Annotated in this window: 16 protein-coding genes; 10 read left to right on the top strand and 6 right to left on the bottom strand. The window is 69.4% G+C overall.

Annotated features, from left to right (window positions below; translation table 11 throughout):
• Positions 1-43: 43 nt before the first annotated feature.
• Positions 44-454 (bottom strand): hypothetical protein, encoded by a 411-nt coding sequence (locus tag OHA86_RS16230; protein ID WP_329176103.1) that lies wholly within the window; start codon positions 452-454, stop codon positions 44-46.
• A 228-nt stretch (positions 455-682) separates the two neighbouring features.
• Between OHA86_RS16230 and OHA86_RS16225 the strand changes: the two genes are divergently transcribed.
• From OHA86_RS16225 to OHA86_RS16210, 4 genes are all read left to right on the top strand, one after another.
• The gene (locus tag OHA86_RS16225; RefSeq protein ID WP_329176101.1) at positions 683-1,006 is read left to right on the top strand and encodes a hypothetical protein; all 324 of its coding nucleotides are present in this window, start codon (positions 683-685) and stop codon (positions 1,004-1,006) included.
• A gap of 1 nt (position 1,007) precedes the next feature.
• Positions 1,008-2,246, top strand: a complete 1,239-nt coding sequence (locus OHA86_RS16220) for an amidase domain-containing protein (RefSeq protein ID WP_329176100.1) — start codon at positions 1,008-1,010, stop codon at positions 2,244-2,246.
• Positions 2,247-2,303: 57 nt separating this feature from the next.
• Complete coding sequence (locus OHA86_RS16215; protein WP_329176098.1) at positions 2,304-2,762, top strand: hypothetical protein; 459 nt, start codon at positions 2,304-2,306, stop codon at positions 2,760-2,762.
• 149 nt (positions 2,763-2,911) lie between these two features.
• Positions 2,912-3,331, top strand: a complete 420-nt coding sequence (locus OHA86_RS16210; RefSeq protein WP_329176096.1) for a hypothetical protein — start codon at positions 2,912-2,914, stop codon at positions 3,329-3,331.
• A gap of 32 nt (positions 3,332-3,363) precedes the next feature.
• On the opposite strand, the gene OHA86_RS16205 is transcribed toward OHA86_RS16210, so the two are convergent.
• From OHA86_RS16205 to phoU, 4 genes are all read right to left on the bottom strand, one after another.
• Positions 3,364-4,722: a hypothetical protein gene (locus OHA86_RS16205; RefSeq protein ID WP_329176094.1), complete on the bottom strand. Its 1,359-nt coding sequence runs from the start codon at positions 4,720-4,722 to the stop codon at positions 3,364-3,366.
• Positions 4,722-5,045, bottom strand: coding sequence for a hypothetical protein (locus OHA86_RS16200; protein ID WP_329176092.1), 324 nt, complete (start codon positions 5,043-5,045; stop codon positions 4,722-4,724). The genes OHA86_RS16205 and OHA86_RS16200 overlap by 1 nt, the downstream gene beginning before the upstream one ends.
• A gap of 232 nt (positions 5,046-5,277) precedes the next feature.
• Positions 5,278-5,439, bottom strand: a complete 162-nt coding sequence (locus tag OHA86_RS16195) for a hypothetical protein (RefSeq protein WP_329176090.1) — start codon at positions 5,437-5,439, stop codon at positions 5,278-5,280.
• Between the two features lie 117 nt (positions 5,440-5,556).
• Positions 5,557-6,237: a phosphate signaling complex protein PhoU gene (gene phoU / locus OHA86_RS16190; RefSeq protein WP_329176089.1), complete on the bottom strand. Its 681-nt coding sequence runs from the start codon at positions 6,235-6,237 to the stop codon at positions 5,557-5,559.
• A 204-nt stretch (positions 6,238-6,441) separates the two neighbouring features.
• Here phoU and OHA86_RS16185 point away from each other — a divergent pair, with 204 nt between their 5' ends.
• Both OHA86_RS16185 and OHA86_RS16180 read left to right on the top strand, forming a co-directional pair.
• Positions 6,442-7,725 carry a sensor histidine kinase gene (locus tag OHA86_RS16185; RefSeq protein WP_329176087.1) on the top strand — a complete coding sequence of 428 codons (1,284 nt, stop codon included), beginning with the start codon at positions 6,442-6,444 and terminating at the stop codon, positions 7,723-7,725.
• Positions 7,722-8,402, top strand: coding sequence for a response regulator transcription factor (locus tag OHA86_RS16180; RefSeq protein WP_329176085.1), 681 nt, complete (start codon positions 7,722-7,724; stop codon positions 8,400-8,402). The genes OHA86_RS16185 and OHA86_RS16180 overlap by 4 nt, the downstream gene beginning before the upstream one ends.
• Before the next feature lie 210 nt (positions 8,403-8,612).
• Here the strand turns inward: OHA86_RS16180 and OHA86_RS16175 are convergent, their stop codons facing one another.
• Positions 8,613-9,233, bottom strand: a complete 621-nt coding sequence (locus OHA86_RS16175) for a DUF461 domain-containing protein (protein ID WP_329176083.1) — start codon at positions 9,231-9,233, stop codon at positions 8,613-8,615.
• 576 nt (positions 9,234-9,809) lie between these two features.
• Here OHA86_RS16175 and OHA86_RS16170 point away from each other — a divergent pair.
• The 4 genes from OHA86_RS16170 to OHA86_RS16155 all read left to right on the top strand — a co-directional run bounded on the left by OHA86_RS16170 (position 9,810) and on the right by OHA86_RS16155 (position 12,451).
• Complete coding sequence (locus OHA86_RS16170; protein WP_033174074.1) at positions 9,810-10,292, top strand: CarD family transcriptional regulator; 483 nt, start codon at positions 9,810-9,812, stop codon at positions 10,290-10,292.
• Between the two features lie 393 nt (positions 10,293-10,685).
• Positions 10,686-11,414, top strand: a complete 729-nt coding sequence (gene ispD / locus OHA86_RS16165; RefSeq protein ID WP_329182429.1) for a 2-C-methyl-D-erythritol 4-phosphate cytidylyltransferase — start codon at positions 10,686-10,688, stop codon at positions 11,412-11,414.
• A complete protein-coding gene (ispF, locus tag OHA86_RS16160; protein ID WP_329176082.1) occupies positions 11,404-11,904 on the top strand; it encodes a 2-C-methyl-D-erythritol 2,4-cyclodiphosphate synthase in 501 nt (166 codons plus the stop codon). The genes ispD and ispF overlap by 11 nt, the downstream gene beginning before the upstream one ends.
• A 160-nt stretch (positions 11,905-12,064) precedes the next feature.
• Entirely contained in the window at positions 12,065-12,451 is a 387-nt protein-coding gene (locus tag OHA86_RS16155) for a PPOX class F420-dependent oxidoreductase (RefSeq protein WP_329176080.1), read from the top strand.
• Positions 12,452-12,459 lie beyond the last annotated feature (8 nt).

Raw genomic sequence — 12,459 nt, 5'->3', positions numbered from 1 at the left:
GGCGTATTCGGTGCGGTCGTGGTGATCGGGGCGCTCACGCGCGTCAGCGGTAGTCGTCGGGGTGGCCCTGCATCCACGTGTTGATCTGGTCGCGGGTACTGATCAGCGACGCCTGATGCTTCTCCAGAACCGCGGAAGAAGAATCGCCGCCGATCTCCGCGTCCAACTGCTTGACCAGCTTGATCGGCTTGGCGAAGTGTCCGGGGCCTTTGGGGTCCGCTTTCATCGCCTGGTCCATACCGTGAAGTTCGTCGTACACCCGGCCGAGGAAATCGGCGCAGTCGCCCGGGGTGCAGGATTCCATCAGGGTTGCCTGGAGTCCGGCGAAGGCGTCGCGGACCTTCTCGGCGGGTGCCGCCGGTGCCGCTGTGCCGGCCGGCCTGCCCGCGGCGTCGACTTGCCTGTCGGCCTTCGGCGTCGTGCTGCACGAGACGGCGAACGCGGCCAGCGTCAAGGCGACAAGAGCCGCACCCCGGGCTGAGAACTTGAACACGTCATAGCTCCCGTGATCGTCGAGTGACCGACCCTACAGAGCCCGTGTGGCCGCGAAGGTCCACCATCAGGGCGCCGGGCCCGCGTAGTCCCGCGGGTCGCCGGATTTTGTGGCCGGAAATAGCGCTCTGATCAAGAAGCGGCGTCACTAGCGTGGAAAGACACGTCGTGAATAGTCCGGGGGGACGCCGTGGGACCACGTGAGACCGATATACATCCGCCCAAGGTCAAAGAAGCGGGCGACGATCTGCAGGCGGCTGCGCGTGACGCGCGCAAGCGGCTGAGCCATTCGCTCGACAGCAGCGACACCGTGTACGCCAATCACGCGGGCGGCGGGTGGACCAGCGCGAAGGAGCTCGCGGACTGCGGGCACGCCTGGGAGGACCACGTCATCGACCTGGTCAACGAGATGGAACGGCTCGGCCAGGACCTGCGCGACAGCGCGAACGGCCTGGCCGGCAACGACCACTTCGCCCAGGACCTGCTGTACGGCATCAACGTCCTGGGGGAGTGACATGGTCACCTACGCAGGTATCCGCGACGCCCGCCCCGAGCAGTGGAAGGACGCCGCCGACGACTTCGTGGCGCTCGCCCGCTACGTCAACCAGGCCGCCATCGACGTCCGCGGCGACACCGCCGCCAAGGTGGACGCGCACTGGGCCGACTCCACCGGCAAGGCCGCCGCCGCCCGGCTCTACGCGCTCGCCGACAAGCTGGATTCGGCGTACGACCTGCTCGACGCCGTGAAGATGGTGCTCGAGGGCATGCACAGCAGCATCCAGACAGCCCAGGCCACTTTGATCCAAGCACTGAGCCTGGCCAACGAGTACGGGATACAGCTGGACGACGAGGGCCGGCCGCTGATCGTCCAGAACCCCGTGCAGATCGTGTCGGAGATCGCCGCGCTGCACAGCCAGGCCATCAAACAGGCCACCGACGCGGACAACGCGGCCCGTGCCGAACTGGCCAAGCTGCGTGCCGCGGTCGGCATCACCAACCCGGACGACGCCCTCAACCTCCAGGAAGAGGCCTCACACACCGAGATGGACGCCTTCAAGGGCGCCATCCCCACCGGCCAGGACCCGGCGACCGTCGCCGTGTGGTGGGGCGGCCTGTCCCCGTCCGAGCGGCACGACCTGATGCTCGCCGAGCCGGTGGCGCTGACGAATCTGGACGGCATCCCGGACAGCGTGAAGACCCAGATGCGGGGGCCGGACGGAAAGTACGACCGCGTCAAGATGGTCGACTACGCGCTGCGGAACTGGAACAAGAGCGACCCCATCGACCTCGGCAACAACTGCACCAACTTCGTCTCCGAGGCCCTGCTGCACGCCGGTATGAAGCGCAAGATGGGCACCTGGAGCGGGGTCAGCGGCGCCGACGACTGGGGCAAGGAGACCGGGACCGGCTGGGACTGGCTGGACAAGAAGCTGTACTACTCGCACACCTGGGGCGGCGCCGAGAACCAGCAGGACTTCATGCTGAAGCACGGGGGCGAGGAGGTGCCGCCCGGCCAGGCCCGCCCCGGCGACATCATCTACTACGAGCAGCAGGGCCCCAACTCCGGCATCCACCAGGGCGAGACGCACCACGCCGCCATCGTGACGGCCGTCATGCCGGACGGTGAGATCAAATACACCCAGCACTCCGACTCCCACGTCGACGTCAGCCTCGAAGGGCGGCTCCCGCACGAGACGGAGTCGGAGGGCCAGCAGAACATCCGCATCGTCCGCCCCCACCCCGACTGGTACTGACCCCGGCGAACGCGGGACCCACCGCACCCGCCGCCGACGACGATTGGCCCGACCCGTATGAACGAGACGGCTTCTCTCAGCCGCTCCGAAAGCCCCGCCGCGCTGCCGTCGCGCGCCTGGCGGCGTACCTCGCTGGCCGTACCGCCGCTGGTGGTGCTGGCCGGTGTGCTCTTCGGCGTCTCCACGCACCTGTCCAGCAGCCGGACGCACCGCAGGTCGAGCCAATGCCGGTGGATCCCGCTGTCGTGGGACACCTGGGCCGTCGCTTACGGCGGGCTCGCGGCGGCGCTGGCGGCAGTCGGCCTGCACATCTGGCTGCGCAGACGCGCTCGGGCGCGCGGCTGGAACCAGGAGAGAACCTGGCAGGGCGCCCTGTCGACCGGCTTCGCGGTCCTGGGCTGGGTGGCCGTGCTGCTCACCGCCGTCGCGGTCGTCCTCACCCACTCCGACGCGTCCGACTACGCCGCCCACCACCGCGAGCCCGTCTGCGAAGGCCTCGCACCCCCGGCCCGCTGACCCACGATGTGCGGCAAGCCCCGCCGCACGAAGTAACCTTCGCTCCATACGTGCCCCCGGGCCGCGGTCGGTCCGCGGGGCGGGGGCACGTGTGCGACGCCGCCTGCGGGGGCGGACGAGCGTTGCCGTGCGGCGCTAACATTTTCCCCATGCGGAAGCGGGCCGTCATAGTCATCGTCGCCGTGCTCTGCGTGGCTGCGGGTTTGTACACGTTGTACTACGTGTCACCCATCGGGCAGCACAACAGACAGGCCGCGCATTACGAACACCAGGTCCGTGGCAGCGTGATGTCCCTGGGAGATGTACAGGTCACTTCGGGAGGCCATCGCGTCAGCGGCAATCTGTGGGGCGAAGGCGGGGAGTGTTCCGTACTGGCGACATTTGAGGTCAACACCACTTTGGCGGCACGGGATTTCGAGGACCACCTGAAGTCAGTGCTCCGGCAGCGCTCGATTGACTATGTGTACGAGCAGGTCAAGCCGCTCGGCGGACGTAGCGATCGCCTTGTGCTCAGGGTCGAGGTGGGTACCTTGACCGCAGGCGGAAGCCTTGACCCGCGGTGCGGTTGAGGAGATGGCCCGGCCGCAGGGTCAGGGTCTTGTCATTCTGAGGGTGGAACGGGACTGGGACCGGGAGTGGGCTGTGGAGTCCCGGCCTGGGGCGGTCCCGTGCCCACTCCGGTGGTGATCGCTCCCCGCACCGGATACAGCGGGCCGAGATCGATCGAGTGCCCGGCGGGCGTCTGCGACGCCAGTTCATCCAGCGCCTGCCGACGTTGCGCATCGGTCAGCGCACCCCAGGCGTCCGCATCCTCCAGGTGCGGTTGAAGCTGGTCCCAGTGTTCGGCACGGGCATGAATGGCGGCTCCGCGAGGTGCCGTGTCGTCGCCGTACTGGGCGTTGGCGTCCCGGACCTGAGGCGTGTCCGCGGCGTACAGCAGGAACAGCTGCTTGTCGGTCGTCGCCCCGTGCGGGTTCGATTTCAGCTGCGCGAGGTAGTGGGCACTCAGCCGGATGTCCTCGTTCGGATTCTCCTCGATGTATTTGGTGAGTTCGGAGTCGCTGAGGTCGTTGAGGGAGCGCCCGGCGACGATGAATGCCCCCGGATCCTCGGCTATCACCTGGCGTGCGGTCGCGAGCTTCATATGGGTGATGCCCAGCGACTTGTCGGGCTTGATCGTGTTCTCCAGCGCCCAGTCGAATACGTGCCCGGCCCACCCCTCGGGGCCGCCCAGACCTGGATCGCCGTTCTGATACCACTGCTGCTCCTGCCACAGGATCGATATCAGCAGCCGTTCGCTGATCCCGGTTTCCAGGGACGCCTGCCGGACCGCGTCCAATTGGGAGAGGGAGACGTTGACCGGGTGGAGGAAGTCGCGCCCATTGCTCAGACGGAGAGCGATCGCGAACGGATTGTCGGCGTCGTGCTGAAGTGCTTGCAGGACCAGCGCCGGATCGAGCACATCGGTGAGGGCGGTGATGGTGCGTATCTCGTTCGCGGCGGTCGTGTCCGCCAGCGTGGCCGCGGTGAGGGCCTCGGAGACCAGGTCCGCGGTCACCTGCACCTCGTAGTTCGTGACGGTGGTGTCGTCACCGCTGCGAGCTGCGGGAGCGTCTATCTCCCCGCTGCCGGAAACCGTCAGTCCATGTGCCCGGGCGTAGTCGAGCGCGCCGTGCAGCACCCGTTGCGCCGAGTCGATGGCGTCCGCGAGCGTTTCGTAGGTCCGAACGAGCCCGCGCAGCGCGTCGGACGCAGCGTCGTAGTCCGCGGCGTGCTTGACGAACTGCGCACGCGCGGCTTGTCCGGTGTCGTTGACCCAGTGCCTGGTCAGCGTCGCGGCTACGTCGTCCCGTGCGTACGACGCGACATCCCGGCAGTGGCCGGCAGCTGCCGAAGCGTCATCGGCGGCATCACGCCACAGTTGCGACTGGGCGTCCTGAAGGTCCTGAACGCTCAGCATCAGGACTCCTCCAACCACGTGGCCTGCTGGTGGAGCCGACTGGATACGGAAATGTCGGAATTCATGTAGACGTCCATGGAATGGGTGACGCCGTCTGCGGCCGCTTCGACGTCATTGCCCATCTCGTGCATACGTGTCCGCCACGCGGTGACGCACGCGGTGGTCGCCGCCGACGAGGCCCATCCGCTGTGAGCGGTGGCTGCTGTGTCGGCTTTGCTGAGAGCGGCCTTGTCGGCGCCGGCGGCCCGGTCCATCTTGAATTGGACGGCGGCGGCACTCACCGGACCGGGTGTGACTCCTATGTCGGAGTTGGGACTGCCCATGTATCCCCCCATCGCGGCACTCTTCGAGTTCGCAGAGTTACGTTGCGCGAATGGCGTAAGGCTAGCGCCGCGGACGCCTGTCCGGCGGGGACTTTCGGCCGGCCGGTGTCGGGGTCGGAAAGGGCTCCCCAGCGGGGACGTTGCCGCGCAGGGGGCGGCGGACACGCACGTGCCCCCGGGCCGCGGTCGGTCCGCGGGGCGGGGGCACGTGTGCGGGGTGCGGGTGGAGGGGCTAGTGGGTGCAGCCTCCGCACTGGCACGGGTTGCCGGACTGGCAGCCGCACCCGCAGCCGGAGCCGCAGCCGCAGGCGGCGACCAGGGGGAGCGGGGTCCGCCGCGGGGCGGCGGAGTCGTGCGTCGGCTGGGCGCGTACGGGTGTGGGGGTCTCCGACATCAGTGCGGCCTCCTCAGGCTCTGCTGCTGTCAAGTGAACGCCCCCGCACCGCCGCGCATCAAGGGCGCACAAGGGCATAACGCCCAACGCTGCACCACCCGCACGCCCCCCGGCGGACTACGCGCCCTCCACCTGGGTCGGGGTCGGCGTCATCGCGTCGACGTGCTCGCCGGTCACCAGGTAGACGACGCGCTTGGCGACGGATACGGCGTGGTCGGCGAAGCGCTCGTAATACCGGCCGACCAGGGTGACGTCGACCGCGGTCTCGATGCCGTGCTTCCAGCGGTCGTCCAGCAGGTGCTGGAACAGGGCGCGGTGCAGCTCGTCCATACGGTCGTCGTCCGCTTCGAGCTGCAGCGCGTCGTCGACGTCCTTGGTGATGATCACCTCGGCGGCCTTGGCCATCAGCCGCTGCGCGAGCTGGCCCATCTCCAGGATGGTGCTGTGCAGGTCGTGCGGCACGGCGGAGACCGGGAAGCGGAGCCTGGCGAGCTTGGCGACATGGCGGGCCAGGTCGCCCGAGCGCTCCAGGTCGGCGCTCATCCGCAGCGAGGTGACGACGATCCGCAGGTCGGTGGCGACCGGCTGCTGGCGGGCCAGCAGGTTGATCGCCCGGCTCTCCAGCTCGCGCTGGAGGTCGTCCACCTTCTCGTCGGCCGCGATCACACTTTCCGCGACATTGAGGTCCGCGTCGAGCAGTGCGGTGGTGGCGCGGCCTATTGCCGAGCCGACCAGCCTGGCCATCTCGACCAGCCCGTCACCGATGGAGTCAAGCTCCTCGTGGTATGCGTCCCGCATCGCGTTCCTTCCGTATGTGCAGAATGTACTCAGGTCTGTACAGAGGCTTCTCCTCCACGCTGTCACGCTGATGGCCCTGTGCGTACCGGCCGCGCACCCGGAGTGAATCAGCCCCTACGTGGAGGTGAACTCTTGGCAACGTGCACCCGAGAGGTAGCTCTCATGGGTTGTGGAGTGCTTGCGCGGGCCACCTAACCTGGAGCCATGGACGTGAACGCGGCAGTCGCCGCAGCCAGTGCGATCGCCGGTCTCCTGACCGGCGTGATCGCCGTGCTCGCGTTCCGCTGGAGCGAGCGGGAACAGGCCCGCCCGACCCGTACCGCACTGCACACGGATGCCGTGCTCCCGCCGGGAGTGGACACCGTGCTGTCCGTACTGCGTTCGTCGGCTGTCGTCCTGGACGAGGGCGACACCGTGGTCAAGGCCAGTTCGGCGGCATATGCCCTCGGACTGGTGCGCGGCGGCCGTCTCGCCGTCGACCAGATGCTGCAGATGGCCCGCGAGACCCGGCGGGACGGCGAGATACGCCAGGTGGAACTCGATCTTCCGCGCCGCGGCGCCGGCCGCGGTGAAGGCCTCGCGGTCTCCGCCCGGGTGGCACCGCTGGGCTCCCGGCTGGTGCTGCTGCTGGTCGAGGACCTCACCGAGGCCCGGCGGATCGAAGCGGTACGGCGGGATTTCGTGGCGAATGTCAGCCATGAGCTGAAAACCCCGGTGGGCGCCCTGTCACTGCTCTCGGAAGCCGTGATGGACGCCTCGGACGACCCCGAGGCGGTGATCCGCTTCGCCGGCCGGATGCAGATCGAGGCCACCCGGCTGACCAGCCTGGTGCAGGAGATCATCGACCTGTCCCGGGTCCAGGACGACGACCTGCTGGACGACGCGGAGCCGGTGGCGGTGGACGACCTGGTCGCCGAAGCCGTCGACCGCTGCCGCCACCAGGCCAACACCAAGCAGATCACCATGGCCGCCGGCGCCACCCCCGACCTTTTCATCTGGGGCAACCGGGGCCAGCTCGCGGCAGCGCTCGGCAATCTCGTCGAGAACGCCGTCAACTACAGCCCGGCCCGCACCCGGGTCGGGATCACAGGGCGCCGGATCCCCGCGACCGGCGGCGACCTCATTGAGATCTCCGTCACCGACCAGGGCATCGGCATCTCCGAGAAGGACCGCGACCGGGTCTTCGAGCGCTTCTACCGGGTCGACCCGGCGCGCTCGCGGGCCACCGGCGGCACGGGGCTCGGCCTGTCCATCGTCAAACACGTCGCCGCCACCCATGGCGGCGAGGTCACCGTGTGGAGCGCGGAAGGCCAGGGCTCCACCTTCACACTGCGGCTTCCCGAAGCAGGGATCGCCCGCGACCGCGCGCTTCCGCCCGGCACCGACCCCGATGCCGAGGCGGACGCAGAGCCGGCCGACGAGCCGTCGGACGACCAGTTGTTCCAGACCCTCCCCGAACACATCCCCGCTCCGGAGGTCCTCCCGTGACCCGCGTACTCGTCGTCGAGGACGAAGAGTCCTTCAGCGACGCGCTGTCGTACATGCTCCGCAAGGAGGGCTTCGAGGTCGGCATTTCCGCGACCGGGCCCGACGCGCTGGACGAGTTCGAACGAAACGGCGCCGACCTGGTACTTCTCGACCTGATGCTGCCGGGGCTGCCCGGCACCGAGGTCTGCCGCCAACTGCGGCTCAAGTCCAATGTCCCGGTGATCATGGTGACCGCCAAGGACAGCGAGATCGACAAGGTCGTCGGCCTGGAGATAGGCGCGGACGACTATGTGACCAAGCCGTTCTCCTCGCGGGAACTGGTCGCCCGCATCCGCGCGGTATTGCGCCGCCGCGGCGAGCCCGAGGAGATCTCCCCCGCCGCCCTGGAGGCCGGTCCGGTCCGTATGGACGTGGACCGGCATGTCGTCACGGTCGGCGGCGGCAAGGTGGACCTCCCGCTCAAGGAGTTCGACCTGCTGGAGATGCTGCTGCGGAACGCCGGCCGGGTGCTGACGCGTATGCAGCTCATCGACCGGGTGTGGGGCGCGGACTACGTCGGCGACACCAAGACGCTCGACGTCCACGTCAAGCGGCTGCGCGCCAAGATCGAGCCCGACCCGGGGGCGCCGCGCTACCTGGTGACGGTCCGCGGGCTCGGCTACAAGTTCGAGCCGTAGGCCGCACCCGCCCGTCCGTACGGCTCGTCCGCGCCCGTACGGCTGGACCGGCGTCCGCGCGGCGAGGCGCTCGTACGGCCTGAGGCGGCCGTGTGGCTCGACGTATCCGTGCGGTCCGGCGCGCTCCGCACGGCGCCACGTTCGTACGTGTAAGGGTCCGGCACCTGGCGCCGGACCCTTACCGGCGTTTTCCGCCGTACATTGCCGCGCTTACGGCGTGGCCGTGTCCGACGGGCTCGCGGTGTCCGAGGGCGTGGCCGTGTCGCCCGGGGTGGCGGTGCCGCCCGGCGTCGCGCTGGCCGTGGCGGTGTCCGTCGGGACCGCGGTGGTCGGCAGCGAGCTGGGCCCGTACGGCTCGAAGAAGCCGGCCGCCGGCGTCACATCGATCGGCAGCGCGACCGCGCCGGTGGAGCTGAAGTTGAACACGGCGTTCTGCACGTTGCCGTCCTGCAGCGACTCGGCGCCGCTGCTGATGACCGCGGCCGGGTTGCCCTGGCCGCCGAGCAGCACGGTGCCGTGCGCGGGGACGGTGATCGTGCTGCCGCCGTCGGCGGCGGACAGCTGCGCCGTCAGTCCGCCGGAGAGCTGCACGGCCTGGAGCGTCTGGTCGGTGGAGCCGTTGTTGAACAGCCGCGCCGAGACGGTGGCGGGGCCGCCGGACTTGGTGAGCACGAAGGCGTTCTGCACCTGGATGTCGCCGACGGTCACGGACTGGCTGTCCGGCTTGACCTCCAGGGACTGTGCCTTGTTCCCGGCCGCGCAGGCGGCGAGTGGGGCGAGCGAGAGCGCGGCGACGGCGGCGAGGGCGCCGCGTCGGAAGCTGCGGACCACGACGGCGGCATCTCCTTGGGCAGATTCTGACGATCTTCCAGCGGCCTTAGATTACCGAGCCGTCCGCGCGCCCACACACCGGGTGGTCCCTCCGTGACGCCCACTCACCCGACCGGTGGTGCGCACCGGCCGCCGCACCCGCCTGAGCAGGCCGGAAGCGCGCTGCGGCGGTCACGAGGTCGCGCTCCGCAACATGCCCGCAATGTATTCCGGCATTACCACGGTGTGATTACCGGTGGATCGGCACGAGCGGGCACGCGGGGGATTTCCATGAAGGTGCAAAATTGGATCTTCAACGGCCGGGAACCCGAACGGAGTAGCGAAGATCCACTCGCCCGGGAGTGACAAATGCGGACGTATCGACCGCTGTTCCCGGGCTTCCCTGGGTGTGACGCGCGTGTTTCCGCTTTGCCCTATACATGCTCCGACCTGCGGATACCGCGCCGATGTGGCACCCTCCAGCACGTTCCAGGGGCGCTTGTCAAGCCCCGAGATATGCCCTGACCTGCGAAAACGCCATTCAGATGAGGGCGTTCCCGTGTTACCCTGGATAGCCACGGAAGGGGTACCTGTCACATGACGTTCAAGGTTGGCGACACCGTGGTCTATCCCCATCACGGGGCCGCGCTGATCGAGGCTATCGAAATTCGCCAGATCAAAGGCGTGGACAAGACCTACTTGGTGCTCAAGGTCGCTCAGGGCGACTTGACGGTGCGCGTACCCGCGGACAATGCGGAGTTCGTCGGCGTACGCGACGTGGTCGGTCAGGAGGGTCTGGATCGGGTCTTCGAGGTGCTGCGCGCGCCGTACACCGAGGAGCCGACCAACTGGTCCCGCCGATACAAGGCAAATCTGGAGAAGCTCGCTTCCGGCGATGTCATCAAGGTTGCGGAAGTTGTCCGTGACCTGTGGCGCCGCGAGCGCGAGCGCGGCCTGTCGGCCGGCGAGAAGCGCATGCTCGCCAAGGCCCGGCAGATCCTGGTCAGCGAACTCGCACTGGCCGAGAACACCAACGAGGACAAGGCCGAGGCCCTGCTCGACGAAGTCCTCGCGTCGTAAGACCGTCCCCTCCCGGACGTTCTCGTGTCGCGTCCCTACAGCGCTACCCACGCTGCCGTGACGTACTGACTTACGCAGACGCAACCCTCGGACGACCCCCGAGGGACCTGCCGCGGCACCCGGCTCAGCATGACGGCCGGGTGCTGCGGCATGCAGTGGCCGTGGATCAGGCCGCGGGCATGCTGCGGCCGGGCGCCATCCCGGCCGCGCACCATCGCACGGCATACGGAACGCCTTCGCTCGCGCCGGGCGCCACGGTCTTCCCGAGGACTTCACGGAAGGGGTCCTCCGGAATACCGTGTCCTGGCTCCCCGGGCTTCGCCCGGTGATACCACCCCCCGACTTCGCCCGGGGGCGCCGCCCGGCCGTTCGGCCCGGGGGCACCTCCAAGCGATACCCATCTCATACAAGGACACAAACCTGCGTACCGCAGCCGTCATTCCCGCCGCCGGACGTGGTGTCCGGCTCGGCCCCGGGGCGCCCAAGGCGCTGCGCACTCTCAGCGGGGTCCCGATCCTGGTCCACGCCGTCCGCGCGATGGCCCGAGCCAGGGCCGTCACCGTCATCGTCGTGGTCGCGCCGCCGGAAGGCGCCGCCGAGGTCCGCGCGCTGCTCGACGCGAACGGGCTGCCCGAGTCCACCGACATAAGGGTGGTACCCGGCGGCGACGAGCGCCAGGACTCCGTACGGCTCGGCCTGGCCGCGCTGCCCGACGACGTGGACGTGGTCCTCGTGCACGACGCCGCCCGCCCGCTGGTGCCGGTCGAGACGGTCGAGGCCGTCGTCGACGCGGTACGCGCCGGTGCCCCCGCCGTCGTGCCGGGGCTGCCGCTGGCCGACACCGTCAAGAGCGTCGACCTCGCGACGGGCCAGGTCACCGGCACCCCGCAGCGGTCCCTGCTGCGGGCCGTGCAGACCCCGCAGGGCTTCGACCGCGCCATACTGGCCAAGGCCCACGCCATGGTCACCGGCGACGTCACGGACGACGCCGGCATGGTCGAGCAGCTGGGCGTCCCCGTCCTCGTCGTGCCGGGACACGAGGAGGCCTTCAAGGTCACCAGGCCGCTGGACCTCGTCCTGGCCGAGGCCGTACTGGCACGCAGGAGGGCCAATGGCCACTGACTTCCCCGCGGGAGCGCTGCCGCTGGTCGGCATCGGGACCGACGTCCACGCCTTCGAGGCGGGGCGTGAGCTGTGGTGCGCCGGCCTGCACTGGGAGGGCGCCGAATTCGGCCTCGCCGGGCACTCCGACGCGGACGTGGCCGCCCACGCGGCCTGCGACGCGCTGTTCTCCGCCGCCGGGCTCGGCGACCTGGGCGCCCACTTCGGCACCGACCGCCCCGAGTGGGCGGGCGCCTCCGGGGTCGCGCTGCTGACGGAGGCGGCCCGGATCGTGCGGGCGGCCGGCTTCGGTATCGGCAATGTCGCGATCCAGGTGATCGGGGTGCGCCCGAAGGTGGGCAAGCGCCGCGCCGAGGCGCAGGCCGCGCTGTCCGCGGCTGTCGGCGCCCCGGTCTCGGTCTCCGGCACCACGACGGACGGCCTCGGCCTGACCGGCCGCGGTGAGGGCCTCGCGGCCATTGCCACCGCCCTAGTCGCCCCGCTTCCCTGACCTGACCTGACCTGACCTGACCTGACCTGACCTGACCGCCCCGCGCCCCCCGCCCGCCGCGCACGGCACCCGCGGGACCGCGCGACGAGCCACGATGGATCCGCTGCCGGAAAACCGGCAGACGTACCGATCGACCCCTGGCAGAAAGGCACCGCACGCCATGGCACTCTCCGAGTCCGCCCGCGCACTTTTCGACGGCAAGAACTTCGCGACCGTCGCCACCCTCCAGCCGGACGGCTCACCGCAGCTGTCCGTCGTGTGGGTGACGCTCGACGGTGACGACGTCGTCTTCTCCACCAAGGAGGGGCGCCGCAAACACCTCAACCTGGTGAAGGACCCGCGGATCACCCTGCTGGCGATGCCGGCCGACAACCCGTACGCGTACGTCGAGATCCGCGGCACCGCCACGATGGCCACCGAGGGCGGCGACGAGCTGATCAACGCGCTCAGCGACAAGTACACGGGCGGCCCGTACAGCGGCGACCAGCCGGGAGACGTACGCCTCGTGGTGCGCGTGACGGCCGACCGGATCGTCGAGCACGGCTGACGGGACCG

The sequence above is a fragment of the Streptomyces sp. NBC_01477 genome, from assembly GCF_036227245.1.
Taxonomy (GTDB): Bacteria; Actinomycetota; Actinomycetes; order Streptomycetales; family Streptomycetaceae; genus Actinacidiphila.
Note: the sequence above shows the minus strand (reverse complement) of the source record. Positions and strands in the feature narration are given on the sequence as shown.

Bases quoted from the DNA above. Each gene is read 5' to 3' on its own strand.
- OHA86_RS16220 (WP_329176100.1), top strand. From the start codon at position 1,008: ATGGTCACCTACGCAGGTATCCGCGACGCCCGCCCCGAGCAGTGGAAG.
- OHA86_RS16215 (WP_329176098.1), top strand. From the start codon at position 2,304: ATGAACGAGACGGCTTCTCTCAGCCGCTCCGAAAGCCCCGCCGCGCTG.
- OHA86_RS16210 (WP_329176096.1), top strand. From the start codon at position 2,912: ATGCGGAAGCGGGCCGTCATAGTCATCGTCGCCGTGCTCTGCGTGGCT.
- OHA86_RS16205 (WP_329176094.1), bottom strand. From the start codon at position 4,722: ATGCTGAGCGTTCAGGACCTTCAGGACGCCCAGTCGCAACTGTGGCGT.
- OHA86_RS16200 (WP_329176092.1), bottom strand. From the start codon at position 5,045: ATGGGCAGTCCCAACTCCGACATAGGAGTCACACCCGGTCCGGTGAGT.
- OHA86_RS16195 (WP_329176090.1), bottom strand. From the start codon at position 5,439: ATGTCGGAGACCCCCACACCCGTACGCGCCCAGCCGACGCACGACTCC.
- phoU (WP_329176089.1), bottom strand. From the start codon at position 6,237: ATGCGGGACGCATACCACGAGGAGCTTGACTCCATCGGTGACGGGCTG.
- OHA86_RS16185 (WP_329176087.1), top strand. From the start codon at position 6,442: ATGGACGTGAACGCGGCAGTCGCCGCAGCCAGTGCGATCGCCGGTCTC.
- OHA86_RS16170 (WP_033174074.1), top strand. From the start codon at position 9,810: ATGACGTTCAAGGTTGGCGACACCGTGGTCTATCCCCATCACGGGGCC.
- ispF (WP_329176082.1), top strand. From the start codon at position 11,404: ATGGCCACTGACTTCCCCGCGGGAGCGCTGCCGCTGGTCGGCATCGGG.
- OHA86_RS16155 (WP_329176080.1), top strand. From the start codon at position 12,065: ATGGCACTCTCCGAGTCCGCCCGCGCACTTTTCGACGGCAAGAACTTC.